At 41.2% G+C, this 15,881-nt stretch carries 9 protein-coding genes and 5 pseudogenes; 8 read left to right on the forward strand and 6 right to left on the reverse strand.

Annotation, left to right across the window (positions count from 1 at the left end):
- Window positions 1-211: 211 nt before the first annotated feature.
- A pseudogene (locus V7K38_RS02090) lies at window positions 212-391 on the reverse strand (D-alanyl-D-alanine carboxypeptidase); the annotation flags it as partial.
- A 154-nt stretch (window positions 392-545) separates the two neighbouring features.
- Between V7K38_RS02090 and tnpC the strand changes: the two are divergent.
- Window positions 546-2,019 (forward strand): annotated as a pseudogene (gene tnpC / locus V7K38_RS02095) (IS66 family transposase).
- Window positions 2,020-2,033: 14 nt separating this feature from the next.
- Window positions 2,034-2,978 (forward strand): annotated as a pseudogene (locus V7K38_RS02100) (transglycosylase domain-containing protein); the annotation flags it as partial.
- Between the two features lie 260 nt (window positions 2,979-3,238).
- Here the strand turns inward: V7K38_RS02100 and V7K38_RS02105 are convergent.
- Together V7K38_RS02105 and V7K38_RS02110 are read right to left on the reverse strand one after the other, a co-directional pair.
- Window positions 3,239-3,505: a hypothetical protein gene (locus tag V7K38_RS02105; RefSeq protein ID WP_334855078.1), complete on the reverse strand. Its 267-nt coding sequence runs from the start codon at window positions 3,503-3,505 to the stop codon at window positions 3,239-3,241.
- A gap of 19 nt (window positions 3,506-3,524) precedes the next feature.
- On the reverse strand, window positions 3,525-3,962 hold the full coding sequence (locus V7K38_RS02110) for an RrF2 family transcriptional regulator (protein WP_334855079.1): 438 nt from the start codon (window positions 3,960-3,962) through the stop codon (window positions 3,525-3,527).
- Window positions 3,963-4,348: 386 nt separating this feature from the next.
- Between V7K38_RS02110 and V7K38_RS02115 the strand changes: the two are divergent.
- Window positions 4,349-5,050 (forward strand): annotated as a pseudogene (locus tag V7K38_RS02115) (response regulator transcription factor).
- A 335-nt stretch (window positions 5,051-5,385) separates the two neighbouring features.
- Window positions 5,386-6,024: an HAD family hydrolase gene (locus V7K38_RS02120; protein WP_334855080.1), complete on the forward strand. Its 639-nt coding sequence runs from the start codon at window positions 5,386-5,388 to the stop codon at window positions 6,022-6,024.
- A gap of 24 nt (window positions 6,025-6,048) precedes the next feature.
- Here the strand turns inward: V7K38_RS02120 and V7K38_RS02125 are convergent, their stop codons facing one another.
- Entirely contained in the window at window positions 6,049-8,373 is a 2,325-nt protein-coding gene (locus V7K38_RS02125) for an HD family phosphohydrolase (protein WP_334855081.1), read from the reverse strand.
- Window positions 8,374-8,787: 414 nt separating this feature from the next.
- On the opposite strand from V7K38_RS02125, the pseudogene V7K38_RS02130 reads away from it, so the two are divergent.
- The 4 genes and pseudogenes from V7K38_RS02130 to V7K38_RS02145 form a co-directional block, all read left to right on the forward strand.
- Window positions 8,788-8,967, forward strand: a pseudogene (locus tag V7K38_RS02130) (DUF2254 family protein); the annotation flags it as partial.
- A gap of 171 nt (window positions 8,968-9,138) precedes the next feature.
- A complete protein-coding gene (locus V7K38_RS02135; RefSeq protein WP_334855082.1) occupies window positions 9,139-9,537 on the forward strand; it encodes a ferric reductase-like transmembrane domain-containing protein in 399 nt (132 codons plus the stop codon).
- Between the two features lie 243 nt (window positions 9,538-9,780).
- Complete coding sequence (locus V7K38_RS02140) at window positions 9,781-10,809, forward strand: WD40 repeat domain-containing protein (protein WP_334855083.1); 1,029 nt, start codon at window positions 9,781-9,783, stop codon at window positions 10,807-10,809.
- 140 nt (window positions 10,810-10,949) lie between these two features.
- The gene (locus V7K38_RS02145) at window positions 10,950-12,563 is read left to right on the forward strand and encodes a vanadium-dependent haloperoxidase (RefSeq protein ID WP_334855084.1); all 1,614 of its coding nucleotides are present in this window, start codon (window positions 10,950-10,952) and stop codon (window positions 12,561-12,563) included.
- Window positions 12,564-12,927: 364 nt separating this feature from the next.
- On the opposite strand, the gene V7K38_RS02150 is transcribed toward V7K38_RS02145, so the two are convergent.
- Both V7K38_RS02150 and V7K38_RS02155 read right to left on the reverse strand, forming a co-directional pair.
- On the reverse strand, window positions 12,928-13,380 hold the full coding sequence (locus tag V7K38_RS02150) for a cupin domain-containing protein (RefSeq protein WP_334855085.1): 453 nt from the start codon (window positions 13,378-13,380) through the stop codon (window positions 12,928-12,930).
- Between the two features lie 90 nt (window positions 13,381-13,470).
- A complete protein-coding gene (locus V7K38_RS02155; protein ID WP_334855087.1) occupies window positions 13,471-15,867 on the reverse strand; it encodes a glycoside hydrolase family 15 protein in 2,397 nt (798 codons plus the stop codon).
- Window positions 15,868-15,881: the final 14 nt, after the last annotated feature.

Consider the following 15,881-nt stretch of genomic DNA (forward strand, 5'->3'; position numbering starts at 1 on the left):
ATTATTTGTTTACTTGGTCTATCACCTGATATTTATGGTCATTTGGTCGATAATTCCTCTTAGTCAAATCCTATTACGCGAACGGTGAGTAGTTATGAAAAAGCAACCCGAATTATTTTAACTTGGGTTGCCTACACTGTTTTTGAGGAAATTAGAACGAACTGAATTCAGAATCAATTAACCATGAATCGCAAGGGGAGGAAATGCGTTGTTTATCTTGCTCAGAACGAAACCCTGCGGGATTTGTACCACGGTTTAGGATTGCAAACCAAACTAAACTGCGATCGCCTGTGGGCATCACACCAGCTAAACTACTGACATCATGCAATGTTCCAGTTTTGATGACGGTAGCAGCAGAAATATGTCTGCGATGAATTGTCCCCCGATGATCCAAAAGATAGCGGGTATCTGTGACCTGACTTTTCACGGGATGTGGAAAAGGTCATTTTGATGGTTTCTCAAGCTCTGATTTTTCCGTTAGCTATGTAAGGATTCAGGTCTTGGGGTATTGACAAATGTGACATGAGAGAAAGAGTATAACAGGTATGGAAAAAGACCTGCCTCCCAAATTAGACCGTGAAAGCTTGAAACAGTTGGCGACAGAGCAACTGGTAGAACTGATTATGGAGCAGGCGATCGCTATAGAGAAGCTAAGAACCAAAGTATTAGAATTAGAACAGGAAATCAAGAAACTCAAAGTCAGTAGGGATTTAGACAGCACAACATCATCGAAACCACCATCGGGAGACATCCTCAAAAAATCAGAGAAAAAACTTGAGGATGAAGCACAACAGAGTATTGCACCAAAGCGGAAACCTGGAGGACAACCAGGACATGAGGGAAAAACGAGAAAGGGGTTTGGTAGAGTAGATAGGTTTGAGATTTTACGACCGCAAGTGTGTAGTTGTTGTGGTAACAAGGGATTCTGTGCAGAACCAATAAAAATCGAAACACAGCAGGTAGCACAGTTGGTGGAAAGGCCAATCGAGATAGTAGAATACCAAAAATATACGTGTATTTGTAGTGAATGTGGCGAAACACAAGCAGCAGAATGGTCTTCAGAGATGGTACCAGGACAAGATATAGGAATCAGACTGCAAGCTTTTTTGGGATGGATCAATAATTATGGACATTTATCCTATGAAAAACAACAAGAATTGTTGTGGGAACTAGGTGAAATAGAAATCGGGGTGGGAACATTAGTAGCGACGAATGAACGAATAGATGGTGCAGTAGCTGAAAGTATTGACCTACTCAAAGAGTGGATAAAGCAAACCCAACCAAATATCCATTCGGATGAAACGCCTTGGATGGTCAAGGGTGTAAAAGAATGGTTATGGATTTTTGCAAATACGGATTTTGCTTTATTTCATGCTGCTGATACTCGTTCTCGCGCGGGATTAGAATCTATCCTGGGTTCGACCTATAAAGGGGTACTTAGTTCTGATGACTATAGCGCCTATAATGGTTATCCGGTGAAAGCCCAACAGAAATGTCTGGCACATTTACGCCGTCACTTCAAAAAACTAATTAAGCTACCCGGCTTAAATAACCAATCTTATTGGGGCAAAATTTATCAGCCTAATAGATGAGGGCTTTAAAAACTATGCTTTATTCCAACAAACTCAAAACATTGATGAATTCTTAAATTGGACATCCGATTTTAAACTCAAAATTGAATCATCTATTCATTTATGGATTGATCAAGCCGGAGGGGAAGCTGGTAAACTTTTGCGCTCTTTGAAAAATAAATGCCATCAGTGGTGGTATTTTTTAGACCACCCGGAGATCCCGCCCGATAATAATTTAGCAGAACGAACGTTACGTTTAGCAGTCACAAAAAGAAAAGTTAGTGGAGGTTCCCGTTCTATGGAGCGGTTCCAAGATACTGCCAATTTATTGACGGTTATACAGACTTGTCGTCGTCAAGGCCATTCTGTAATTAAGTTTTTTGAGCAAGCCATAAAAGCGATGCTTAACCTTGTTGTACAGATCCCATCTTTAATACCTCAAATTTAGACCTGAATCCTTACGAAGAAACTATCAAGAAGTGGCATCAAACTCTTGAATCTGAAGGGTTAAAAAATAATCAAATGGCTTTAGTATCAATCGATCCTCGCACACATTTTGTCAAAGCATTAGTGGGTGGTGTAGATGCAAAAAATAGCGAATTTAACCGCGCAACTCAAGCCCATCGTCAGCCAGGATCTTCTTTTAAACCATTTGTTTACTATACTGCTTTTGCTAGTGGTAAATTTACAGCAAATACAACAATCCTAGATACTCCAGTTAGTTACCATGATGGTAATGGTTGGTATTCTCCACATAATTACGATAATACCTTTATGGGAGCAATACCGGTTCGTACTGCCCTAGCCCAATCTCGTAATATCCCCGCAGTCAAGATTGGTAAAGCTGTGGGTATGAATAAAGTAATTCAAACTTGCCGTACTTTGGGAATTATGAGTCCGATGCAACCCGTGAGTTCTTTACCACTAGGTGCAATTGGTGTTACACCACTAGAAATGGCTAGTGCTTATGCGACTCTTGCTAATTATGGCTGGCAATCACCTCCGACAATTATTGCTCGGATTACTGATAGTAGTGGCAATGTGATATTAGATAATACTCCTAAACCTCAGCGAGTGCTTGACCCTTGGGCATCAGCAGCAATTTTAGACGTAATGCAAACGGTAGTTAAAGAAGGAACTGGTAGAGGTGCAGATATCGGTCGTCCAGTTGCCGGAAAAACGGGTACAACCTCCTCAGAAAAAGATATTTGGTTTATTGGGACTGTGCCGCAGTTAACAACTGCTGTCTGGGTGGGGAGGGACAACAACCAGCAATTATCTGGCCACGCCACGGGCGGAGGTATGGTGGCTTCTATCTGGCGTGATTTTATGGAGAAGGCACTCAAAGATGTACCAGTAGAAAACTTTAAGCCACCTTCCCAGTTTGCTCGTCCTCAGCCAAATTAAAAATGTTCTAAGCACAGACGCATTTAATTTTTCCAGATGAAAACCTCACAGCAAGTCTTTCAGGCTCCAAAAAGTAGAATTTAGATGCGCCACATATATCTAGTTTGCTGTATAGAATGGCATCCAAAAAAGCGGAAAGCTATGCACTATAAGCGCTACAGTGTTTAAAGTAATTGAGCAGTAATGGGATGGGTAAGGCGATGGCTGTACCATAATCAGTAAACCAAAAAGTTTTTAATAAGTCTTACCATCTGGGCATTTCAGCTAAAACAATTTTCAATTGTTGCTTTACTACTAGGTATTCTCAACTTTTGATAAACGCCACTCAGTTGAACACGTTCTGGTGGTTGATGCAAGGTTGCACAGCATCTTTGCACTGCCGCTTGATATTCCCGCCATTGCTTACGAATGAGTATACTAGTGACATCATTACCTAAGTCTTCAAATTTTAGCCCAGCCCGACTAAGCCAAATTTCCACGTCAGTTGTTTCACCAAAAGGTTCGGAAAAAACATTATTGTTAAACATTGTTACAATATTTACCTTTTTATATATAGTACATAAGTTCTATTTGTTGACGTTTAGACCGTCTTTCCCAAAGGTCTTGGAGTGAATGCTTTTGGAAAACGAAGTTAGCTGATTGACAGGCTTCTTGCCAAACCTCCTCCACTATACCCGATTCCATAGTTTCAATAGTTGTATTGTTGGCAGATGTATCAATCTCTACTCCCTCTATGGCAGTCAAAACATCTAAAACTGTGATTTTTCGGGGGTCACGTGCTAAGATGTAGCCGCCCTTAGCGCCACGTATGCTATTAATTAAACCTCGACATCTTAATGTTGCTAGTAGTTGTTCTAAGTAGCGATTTTGTATACCTTTTAGCTCTGCTATTTGTTTAATTTGCATTGAATCGCCATTCTGGTAGGAATCTACCAATGCCAACATCGCTAGAAGTGAGTATTCAAATTTATTTGGTAGTCTCATGAGGCTAGATACTATACAAGCTTTTAAACTTGTATAGTATCTAAACTCTAAAGTAATAAAGTAATACGAGCTATTTTGATTTTTTTTCAAAAAGATAAATAAGAATGATTGACAAAATAGTAATTTAAAGGTATTTTCGCGAGTTTTCAACTTCTAACACTGTTCTAATAAACTCTTGAGGCTTTTAAAGAAAGTATTGTACTAACTATTATTTTTTCCTTGCACTTTTCGCCTTCTGCTCCCTCGGCTTATTTACTCCTTGTCATCGTCATCTTTAGGGATTCTTACTTGTAAAAGTTGTTCCCCTGTCTAACTCACTTTATTATAAGAAACCTGATTGGAAAGTTATTTTTCTAAAAAAAATATAGTATTATCTATTTTTTAAAATGCGTATTCTGGTAGTCGAAGATGATGTTCAGCTAGCAGAAATGCTGATGGAAGCCCTTACTGACCGTCAATATGTGGTAGACATAGCCCAAGATGGAGAGGAAGCGTGGGATTGCATCAAAGTGTTGGAATATGATCTAGTGGTGCTAGATATTACCTTACCTAAATTGAATGGTGTGAGTTTTTGTCAACGCTTGCGATCGCCTACAATAGACCGTAACTCATCGCATAACAGTACAATACCCGTCCTCATGCTAACAGCCCGCGACACCTTGGCTGACAAAATTACCGGGTTGGATGCTGGCGCAGACGATTATATGGTCAAACCTTTTGAAATGCCAGAGTTAATGGCTCGTGTTCGCGCACTATTACGCCGTAATAGTTCCGCAGCATCTTTTCCAGACCTTAGTTGGGGTAGTCTGCTTTTAAATTCCAGCACTTATGAAGTCATCTATGCTGACCAGCCTTTACACTTAACACCTAAAGAATTTGCTCTTCTAGAATTAATGGTTTCTAGCGGTCGGCGCGTGCTAAGTCGAGCCGGGATTATTGAACGTATTTGATCACTTGATGACCCTCCGAGCGAAGAAACGGTTAAGTCTCATATCAAGAGTTTACGGTATAAACTTAAAGACGCAGGTGCGCCTGATGATTTTATTGAGACAGTTCATGGACTAGGCTATCGCTTAAAGCAGCTTTAGAAAACTAACCGATTTCTACCCGATATTTACCTTTTATCTTTACAACTGATTGTTATACTTCAATTAGATTACTGAAATTAACCTCTTCTTTTACACTAGAACACTATTATTCTCCAAATCTATTTAATTATTGATTTGGAGAATTTTAATTTTTATCTAACTAAAATAAAAAATAGATAATTACCCTATTTTTAGATATTTCTATTTTGAAATATTTGGATGGCTGAGAATAAGTTTCACCACAGTGTCAAGCTTATGTTGAATCTTCGGTTTTAGAAAGTTATATTTGCTACAGATAACGCTACGCGAACAGTTAAAATTTAACTATTAGATATTTGATATTTTCAAATGAGATAGGAATTAATTTAAATAGCATTTTTTTACAGGCAGATTGTGTAATTTCTACTAGCCCCCAAGAAGTAGAAGACCTACGTCAATTAATTTCGCCGCCTGGTCGGATTAAAGTTATTCCCTGTGGAATTAATATTGCTAGTGTCGGTACTGAGATTTATCAACGGGGTGTGTTTTTAGAAAAGGATTGGACAAATCAAATCTCAAAAGATTGGGATAGGGATGCAGTTGGGGCAATTGCTAGCTACTTTTCTGCACTGATACCTCAACCCGACAGCAAACAAACTCCCTGGAAATTAAGCTTTTGTTTGGATATGGATACGCCGCTTGAGGTTATCCATGATTTAGGAGAATTGTTAAATTTTACTGGATTGCAGACTGAGGTAATTTTCAGCAATGGGCGGGACGTTGACATCATACCCAAGAACAGTAACAAAGGCAAAGCAACTGTATATCTGCAAGACTTGCTGCGATCGCAATCAGATGCAACTATTGTTTGTGGAGGTTCTGGAAATGCCATCAGTTTATTTCAACTACCATCAGCTGGAATTAGGCTTGGCATTTTAACGCAAAGGGGCGCAGAGGGAAGCGCAGAGGCACGCAGAGAATTCGCTACGAATTAATGAGATGTTGTATTTAGCTAATGTCTAGAGTTTAGGATAGGCAATGCGTTGGTGATGAAATTGCTGCCAAACCTGGACAAAAATATGAGCAATTTGAGACATCTCTGCCCGTGTTAACCCGGAATCTACCAACTGATTATCCTGCCAACGTGCTTTCAGGATTTTATTTACCATTGCCAGTGCTGCTTCTGGGGTTGCATCTTTGAGCGAACGTAACGCCGCCTCACAAGCATCAGCTAATATAGCAATCCCTGTTTCTTTGGATTGGGGAATCGGCCCGTCATAGCGAAAATCTGATTCGTGCAATCCTTTTTCAGTATTTTGTTGCTGTGCTTGTTGGTAGAAATATGCAATTAAAATGGTTCCTTGATGTTCGGGAATAAATGCCTGAATAGCACTCGGTAGCTTGTGCTGACGAGCCATTACCTTCCCTTCACTCACATGCTTTTTGATAATTTCGGCACTTTTCCAAGGGTCATTAATTACATCGTGTTTATTAATACCTCCCATTTGATTTTCAATAAATGCCAGAGGATCGTGCATTTTACCAATGTCATGATAGAGAATCCCAGCCCGCACCAGTTCCACATTACAGTTTAATGCTCGGGCCGCAGCTTCAGCGAGAGTTGCTACAAAGAGTGTGTGCTGGAAAGTTCCAGGAGCTTCATTCGCTAGACGTTTTAATAAAGGCCGGTTGGGATTGGACAATTCCGCCAGACGAATCGGTGTGACTAAATCAAATAAAGCTTCTAGGTAGGGGCTTAACCCTAGTGCTAAGATACTCCAAACTAACCCTGCTAAACCGTTGAGGACTGCTGCACCCAAGACAGCATACCAAAGGGGTGCGATCGCAGTATTGACTAACAAATAAACTACTCCCTGCGTCAAGCCAATTAAGATTCCCAAGGTAGCTAATTCCTCCCGCGTTCGCAGTGCTTCTCTTCCAGGGAATCGCCATTGTCCCGCCATCAATCCGCCCAGAATTCCACCAGCTGCACTAGGTACTAAATAATGCCAGCTAAGTTCCGTTCCCATTGAAAGCAATATTGTTAGTAACCCCATAACAGTACCCCCGATGCCAGTCCCGTAGAAGCTACCAACAAGCAAACCAATAGCAGGTAAGCCTGTAAATGATTTGGTCAAGAAGATTAGCAACGGCGCACTGAGAGTAAGAAACAGTATCAAGAGATAATCGCTTCTTCGTAATTTTGCGTAAATCCGTCGTTCTACCAGTTTGAAAATAGCCACAGCCAATGCCACTATTCCACTAAAACAAATCAGATGCAGCCAATCGATTCCGCGTTGGCTCAAGTGAAAGTGGTCTAATAGGACAAAATCAGCCTGGGTAATTTTTGCGCCAGCTTTAACGATAACTTCACCTTTTTGAATGCTGACGATCGCCGGTTCTACTGCTTGGGCTGCTTGTTCTGCAATCAGCTTGGTTTGCTCTATGTCTTTAATTAAATTGGGTGCGATCGCCTCTGATAGCAATCGTCTGGCTAAAGGTTGTGCTGTCGTTGGCACAGAAACACTCACCTGCATCTGGATTGCAGAGTTCAGGTTCGCATTGGATAGCCCTGGATAAATACCCTGTGCTAACATTCGGTCTAATGTTTGACGCACTTGGATTTGAGTTGTTTGCCAATCTGCATCAGACAGGTTTAAGAAACTGGCATTATAGAGGGTTTCGGGTTGAGCGTAGACGCTGTAAGTCTTATCGTTAGACATCGCACTCACAACATTGAGAGCGATATCATAGCGCTGACGAGCTTGCGCGATCGCTTTTAATAGTTGAGCCAAAGCCTGGGAAGAGTTAGACTCTTGGTATGTTCGCAGTTTTTTTACTGCTAGCTGTTGAACAGAATTTAAACTAGTTAAATTGCTATTTTTATCCAACCCTCGCAATACTTGCTGCCATTGAGGTTCTGGTGCTTGTCGCAGGTAAGTTTGTGTAGGAGTAGACAACACTGAAGTCTCGACAAAGGGGAAATTGCCCAACTTTTCGCGGATGCGATCGCCTTTTGCCAATAATTGCTGGAGATTTTGGTCAATTTGCCCATTAATTTCTGGATCGACAACCCAGATTGCTGAAGCACCGCTACGAGCTTCTCTGCGTCTTTCTTCTGTTGTTTTTATATCTTCAACATTAGCTGAACTTGGTGCAGTAAGCGTTTGGGGAGCTATCTTATCTACATCCAGTTTTGGTTGGTTATAAAAAGGGTAGCCTAGTCCACTGGAGAGAAGTAGCACAACAAATACAAACATCCCAGTATAATAGAGACGGTTTTTGAAGTGCGATCGCTTACTATTAGGTCTAGTTTGCCTGTAATACCTACGAAATAAATTCAAACATCACCCCCAAAAACTACACCACTATAGATAGTGCTTGTTGGGCAATATCGATAACTGTTACCAATCTATTTTATCTACAACGGAAGGGGAACTGAGTTCCACGCTAAATTAGACCAATGATTTCGTTAACAATTACATCATTTCGTTGTATGGGCGAGTACCAAACTCATTACTGGGGGTTCGCCCATTTTTTTTGAAGTTAGAGAAATTGGTAAATAACGTAGTCATAAGGGTTTCGGAGAAATCAGTTTTTTGGATGGTGACAGGTGGTGAACCAAATATCCAAGATTAATTAGCAACGCTTGCGATCGCAATCTGCTACAAACGCTGTAACCCCTATTATTCCGTTCCGGCTTTTTTCTAACCGCCTAAAAAATGAGCGAACCGCGAGTCATTAAACTATCTATGATGCGATCGCTTTTAGGAGCGGTTGCAGGTTCCACAATCAGCGTTGATGCTACAGCTTTTTCAATCACAATCGTGGCGCTTCAGCTAGCTGCTTTCAATTTTGGGCCGCGACTCCTACGCAATTTCATGCAGTATACGGGTAATCAAGTCGTCCTTGGCACATTTATTAGTAAATTGATTTTTGACAATTGCATAAATTTTTAATCAACCTCTGATAGATAAATATCTAGGGTTTACTTGACTGACTAAAATACCTAGCTTATCTGCTATTTCCATTAGAATTAGCGTAAGTTCGGCTTAATTATTTATACCTGTAGTTTCTATAATCAACAATCTTATTATTAGGGATTAAATATGATTTCAATGGATCAATCACCCCTGGCTAATATCCTCGGATTTTTAGCGTTAGATGGCTATATAGTCACAGTAGTTCCCACAATTTTTAGAATTGTTTTTCCACAAACCAAAGAAACCGGTATTCCTCAATGGCTACTAAAACGCCGCCTTAGTATAGGTCTTACAGCTTTCTTTTTGGCTTTATGTCATGGGTTTTTAATGGTTCAAAAGAGAAATTTTGATTTTTTTGACATCAATACATTTTGGATATATATCCAGGGTGTAAGCACTTTTCTCATTTTTACACTCCTTTCTATAACTTCTAATAATTGGAGTGTAAAAAAGCTGAAAAAGAACTGGAAGCAATTACATAAGCTCACTTATGTAGCTATGGTTATTTTGATTTGGCATATCTAGGATAAGATGTCAGGTCACTGGACTTATTTAACACCAATTAGCCTTGTTGCCACTATTCTAATCACGGTTTTATTTATCATCAGACTTCGGATTGAACACCAGAATAAGCAACAAAGAAACCCAAATAAAGTAACTAAACCAGATTTAGTAGGAAAAAGTACTAGATAGTTCCATGCCCAAATTGTGTAAATGGAGAGTTGCTCTGTAGTGTCAAACCCAATTGTTAAAAAAATTACAGCAGTAATGGTAATTACATCTACAGCAACCTTGGTTGGGTTTAGCTCTTATCGTTTACTATTACCATTTCAGATGGTCACACCCAACGTTATGTCCTTGCCAATTATTCAACCTTATCAAACCCTCAAAGGACATTCAACCTGGATTTATGCGATCGCTATTAGTCCAGATGGTAATACTTTAGTTAGTGGTAGCTATGATGGCACGATCAAGATTTGGAATCTGCACACTGGTAAATTACTCCACACTTTTAAAGGTCATGCTGATGCAGTTGTATCCTTGGCCATCAGCAGCGATCGCCGTATACTCGCTAGTGGCAGTTGGGATAATCGAATTAAACTGTGGAATCTAGAAACAGGAACTCTCATCCGTACTCTTGATGGACATAAGGACGATGTAGAAGCAATTGCTATAAGTCCCAATGGAAAATTGCTTGCTAGTAGCAGTGCTGACAATACCATTAAGCTCTGGAATCTAGATACTGGTAAAGAACTCTTTACACTTCAGGATGTAGGCTGGGTAAAGTCTGTTGCTTTTAGCCCCGATAGCCAAAAGTTAGCTAGTGGTAATAAAGATAGCTCCATCAAGATTTGGCAGCTAAATACTAGCAGTCTGACACTCATACAAACTCTCAAAGGGCATTCTCAAGCAGTATGTTCTGTTGCTTTCAGTCCTGATGGGGAAACCCTTGCTAGTGGGAGTATAGATAAAACTATCAAACTGTGGCGCTTAGGTGATGGCAAATTGTTGCACACTCTTGCAGGACATACCAAATCTGTATGGTCTGTTGCTTTTAGTCCCAATGGACAGACTTTAGCTAGTGGTAGTTATGACACAACAATCAAGCTTTGGAATCTAGCTACTGGCAAACTTCTTACCAACTTTGTAGGACATACCAAATCTGTATGGTCTGTTGCTTTCAGTCCTAATGGGCAAATCCTAGTAAGTGGAAGTGGTGATCAAACTATCAAACTTTGGTCTATACCCCGCAATCCTACTACTCATACTCAAACACTTCCCAAAGATGAAACCTAATCACAGATATTTAACCTCACATTTGGTATCAAGCTTTGACAAAGTTTAGAAAAATCTACCAGGTTTTCCGAAATCTTCAAATTGCGATCGGTAGATATACATATAACCACCACATACTAACTTCACAAAAGGAATTTATTATGACTAAAGAGCGTCCTTCCCGCCAAGAATGCCAAGAACTTGGCCCTGAAAACAACAAACAACGTCGGAAATCATCTCGATCAATTCGTCGTCAAGCAGCACAAATTGCCTTTAATCGGGGTGCGGCGGATCATGTTTGCAATGGCGAACAACAAGACTATCGCGGCGCAGATGGAAATCCCAACTACATTGCAAATTTCTCTAAGGGTTTACCACATAATGAACTTGGAGAAGTCAAGCCAGAAGTTTACAAATCTTTACTCAAAGCCCTTGAAAGTGGTAAACCGCAAGATTTTGAAACAATTGGGTTAGGTCTTGGTCACAAATTCACTAATCCCCAAGCAGGCTTGGGTTTTGATCTAGAAGGCCCCGACGGCCATGCACTGGCTATTCCTCCAGCACCTCGTATCGACTCAGCCGAAAACTCTGGGGAAATGGTAGAACTCTACTGGATGGCACTGTTGCGAGATATCAACTTCACGGATTATGCAAACGATCCCCTAGTTGCGGAAGCCGCAGCAGATCTGTCCAAATTGTCTGATTTTCGCGGACCGAAAGTTGGTGGATGCGTCACACCAGCTACTTTGTTCCGAGGTATTCATGCTGGTGACTTAGTAGGCCCCTATATCTCCCAGTTCTTGCTCAAGGATATTCCCTACGGTTCCCTAACGATTTCTCAAAAGCAAAAAACCGTACAGCGAGATATCAATTATTTGACTGATTATGAAACTTGGTTGAATATCCAAAACGGCGGCAAAGCGAAAGAAGATGCTTTCGATAATACCACACGCCGCCATATCCGTAATGTGCGAGATATCGGTCAATACGTCCATGTTGATGCTCTCTATGAAGCTTACCTCAACGCCTGTTTGATTTTGTTGGGACTGAAAGCTCCTGTAGATGAGGGAAATCCTTACAAAAATTCTAAAACTCAAATCGGGTTTGGGACTTTTGGCGATCCTCATGTTCTCAGTTTGGTGACTGAGGTAGCAACCAGAGCTTTGAAAGCTGTATGGTTCCAAAAGTGGTATGTACATCGCCGCTTTCGTCCAGAAGCATTTGGTGGACTAATTCATAATCAACTGACTGGCCGTGCAAAATATCCAATTAATGATGAAGTTTTCCGCACCAGCGCCCTTGAAAAAGTCCACAGCCGCTACGGTACTTACTTGTTACCAATAGCATTCCCGGAAGGTTCTCCCACCCACCCCGCCTACGGCGCTGGACACGCTACCGTCGCAGGTGCTTGCGTCACTATTCTGAAAGCTTGGTTTGATGAATCTTGGGTGATTCCTGAACCAGTATTTCCTAATGCTGAAGGTACGGAACTATGTGAGTACAATGGCGCTGATGCAGGCCAGATGACGGTTGGTGGGGAGTTGAATAAGATTGCTGCCAATATTTCCATCGCTCGTAATGGTGCTGGTGTTCACTGGCGCAGTGATTACACAGAGTCTGTGAAACTGGGTGAGCAGATAGCAATTGGCGTGCTACAAGAACAATCACTTACTTTTAACGAAGATAATTTCTTCAATCTGACTAAGTTTGATGGTCAAAAAATCAAAATTTCTCGTGATGAAGTGAAAGACCTTATGGAAGAAAAGGACGACTAGCTCAATTCACCAAGAACCGAGCTTATAAACTGAAGGTCAGGTGAAGACACTGCAAGCAATTGTTAACTTTTTAACAGGATTATGGTTAGTAGCGTATGCGTAGCCCGCACTTCTCTACGAGAGGCTGCGCCAACGACAAGCTCAGTGACCATCGTAGACATCGCTTTACCCTAAATAGACATCTCCAGAAATCAATTAAGACTCCTCTCCAAACCTCTCCCTGAAACGGAGAGAGGCTTAATTTCCGTGATATTTGTATGTAAATTTAAGGTAACTAAATCTTTTCTGGAGATTGTCTAATGGCAATAGATATACTGTCTGTTATTGGGACATGAGAATCAATCGTGGTGGTTTTGAGTAAGCCTTAGCGAAACCGACAGGATTCTTCTATAGTCGGAGTCTCTTCAAATTGCACCATTATCAGAACAGCTGGGGCATCGCCTACTGTTCCAGATAAGTGACCCAAATGACCTTGCGCGTCCGCTTTCGTACCCTGATCTTCTCCAAATGAAATTTCGCCTTCCCCCATCTCAACTCGCTGTCCGTCCATAGTTTCCACAAACCAGCGTCCCGATAGAGGGATGATCCATTGGGGCTTGGGGTTTTCATGCCAGTCTCCAAGCCATCCCACAGGTAGCACAGTAAAAGTGATTGTTGCACCGGACTGCTTCAAATTAGAAAGCCACTGCGGTGAGGTATCCGGGGCTATGCCTTTTTCCATGAAGTCTTCAATTTGACAACGGGATTGGTGACTTACACCGTCTTTATCAATCCAGACGTGCCAGTAGTCAATTGTCGGTGATTGGTTATTTTGCATAAAAATGGCTCTTTTTGATGATCGGAAATATATTGTCACGCGATCGCTATTATTGGATAATGCTTGGTTGTACTGGTCTAATTCTGACAACTAATCAACTCCAACCGTATAATTGCGGTCTTCCCATGTACTACTTTCAATCCAGAAAAAGGTAAAATTGATTGCCTGTTTTTGGTTATCAGAAACGGGAATATCTACAAAATTTACTCCTAACTTTGTGGAATTAGAAGGCGTATCTTTTATGGTTTGCCAATTATCATCTGACCAGTGCAACTGGAAAGATGCTAAAGCATGAATTCGCAATGTATAACCTTTTCTAACTTTATCTATTTGACGATTAAATTTCCAAACTTCCAATGATTTACACTGCTTTATTTCACCTAAATATCGATTAGCCACCTCTGGGATAAAATCAAATACCTGACCGTCATGATTTGACCGTAGCAGTTTAATGTATTCTGAGTGCGCCCACATTAAAGGCATCGCCGAACCTGTTGGTTTTCCTAAATACAGATGGTCTTCAGGTTTATCTGCTTCATCCCAAACCTGTTCTGGTAGTAAACAAGTGTCTGAAGCAAATCCTTCCATCGCCTTGATATATGTTTTGACATCGCCGCCAACAGCTAATTCATAATGTCCTCGTTCTCCTGTTAAGAGAGGCCAAGCACGTCCCTTACCATAACCGGTATAAGGACTGCCGTCTTCTTGCTGTCCGTAGCCGTCGTGGTTGTAACGATGCCAACAAGGGCCAGCAGGTGTATCTACTTTTAAGACTGCATCAATTACTTTGACGGAATCAACAATAATTGGGTCATTTGGTGAACGAATTCCATAGCGCACTAATTGCAGAAACCCACCATCAACAATCTCCTTGGCGGGAAATTCTGCCCGTTCACCAGGAGGTTGACTGCTGATAAAAAGAGTTCCTTCGTTAGGATTTTCGTTGGGTTGAGGATTATTGATATCTGTAGGAGTAATGCGAATGTAATGGCTTTTGATGCCAGAAACTAAGGTTCCTTCAGTAGTAACTGTCCAAGCTTCGATGTGAGATTCTAAAAAATCGGCGTATTCTTCAATGAATTGTGCTGTTGCTTCATCCCCACGTTCACGAACAAATTGAGCCGCACAGATTAAGGCGGCAATATTGGATGCTAATGTTGATGGTGAATAACCGCTATTTTCTTCCCAGCGTTCTTGTTGAGTGGCCGGGCCGTGACGAATTAAATAACCCGCCGCGCGTAAAATCATCGGATAAATATCAAAGTTTAAGCAAGTCTTCTGTTGGTGCAATAGCCATCCTAAGAGAATCGGAAACGCTACCTCATCAAGTTGAATACCTTTCCAGTAAGGTTTACCATCAACCCAGAAATTTTGGGGAAAACCGCCATCTTCCTGCTGACTGGTGGCGAGATAAATTAGCGATCGCACTGCTGTATCTGTTTCGCCGGCAGCCACTAAACCTGCTACACTACTGACCATATCCCGCGTCCAGACAAGGTGATATCCGCCTTGATCTTGGTCGTCTTTGGCTTCACCCCAAGGAATCGCCAGGGAAGCAATTAACGCGCCTGGGTAAACTTTATCTTCATGTGCCAACAATAAACTAATGCTGTTGTGATACAATTTTCCATCATCATAAGAAATATTTTCTAATGGTTTGATGTCGCTGCGCGATCGCTTCCACTGTTCGTTATATAGCTGCTTCTGCTGTTCAAAAGGAATATTCAGCGATTGAAATAGTGTAGAAATTGCATTGTGCAGATTTGTGCCAAATGCCAATCCTAAAGTAAACTCTTTAGTGCTGTCTAAATTTAGTTCTCCAGTCAGAGCTAGGTTGCCATCTACAGCACTATCAAACTCCCAATCCATCTGAAAATTATCAGCCAAATCTGTCCAGCCGTCACTTTTGCCAACGTAGCCACAAGAAACACGGCTAAAAGGAATTGTTGCACCCATCGCTAACCATGTTCCTCCTTTCTCGGCTGTGAGAATTCGATGTCCAGCAACTTCTACAGCGTAACCATTATTACCTCTACCTCCAACTTCTAGATGCGGCGCACACAAAGCGTATAGCTGGAGTTGGGAAATAAAATCGCTATCTCCTGTTAATTTTGTGCGTTGTAAAATACAGGATAAATGCGGGTCAGCAATTACTTCTTTGATGATAAAATAACGCCCTTGTGGATCGGAATTAGTAATGCGATATCCTAAACCATGAGTCCACATTGGTTCAACTTTTGATTCCAGATGGCGTTTCTCTTCGTGAAAAAAGCTTTTTCCATCAGAAATTAAATACTGCAAGTCCCGAACTTGGGGACTGTCTACTGTGGGATGGTAGATTTCAGTAACAACACCATTCCAGATAGTAAACCAAATTTTACTAGAAGTAGAGTAAGCTGTGCCGACTCCATCTTTATTGGCATGAGTCCATCGAGGTTCGATACCCGGTGAGCCAAAAGCCTGTCCTTGACCAAGAAATTTTATCATAATTTATTGTGCAG

Origin of the sequence: Nostoc sp., from assembly GCF_036917465.1 — a bacterium.
GTDB lineage: Bacteria > Cyanobacteriota > Cyanobacteriia > Cyanobacteriales > Nostocaceae > Nostoc.

Coding starts and splice junctions, on each gene's coding strand:
- V7K38_RS02155 (WP_334855087.1), bottom strand. CDS start 15,867: ATGATAAAATTTCTTGGTCAAGGACAGGCTTTTGGCTCACCGGGTATC.
- V7K38_RS02140 (WP_334855083.1), top strand. CDS start 9,781: ATGGTAATTACATCTACAGCAACCTTGGTTGGGTTTAGCTCTTATCGT.
- V7K38_RS02135 (WP_334855082.1), top strand. CDS start 9,139: ATGATTTCAATGGATCAATCACCCCTGGCTAATATCCTCGGATTTTTA.
- V7K38_RS02145 (WP_334855084.1), top strand. CDS start 10,950: ATGACTAAAGAGCGTCCTTCCCGCCAAGAATGCCAAGAACTTGGCCCT.
- V7K38_RS02105 (WP_334855078.1), bottom strand. CDS start 3,505: ATGTTTAACAATAATGTTTTTTCCGAACCTTTTGGTGAAACAACTGAC.
- V7K38_RS02110 (WP_334855079.1), bottom strand. CDS start 3,962: ATGAGACTACCAAATAAATTTGAATACTCACTTCTAGCGATGTTGGCA.
- V7K38_RS02150 (WP_334855085.1), bottom strand. CDS start 13,380: ATGCAAAATAACCAATCACCGACAATTGACTACTGGCACGTCTGGATT.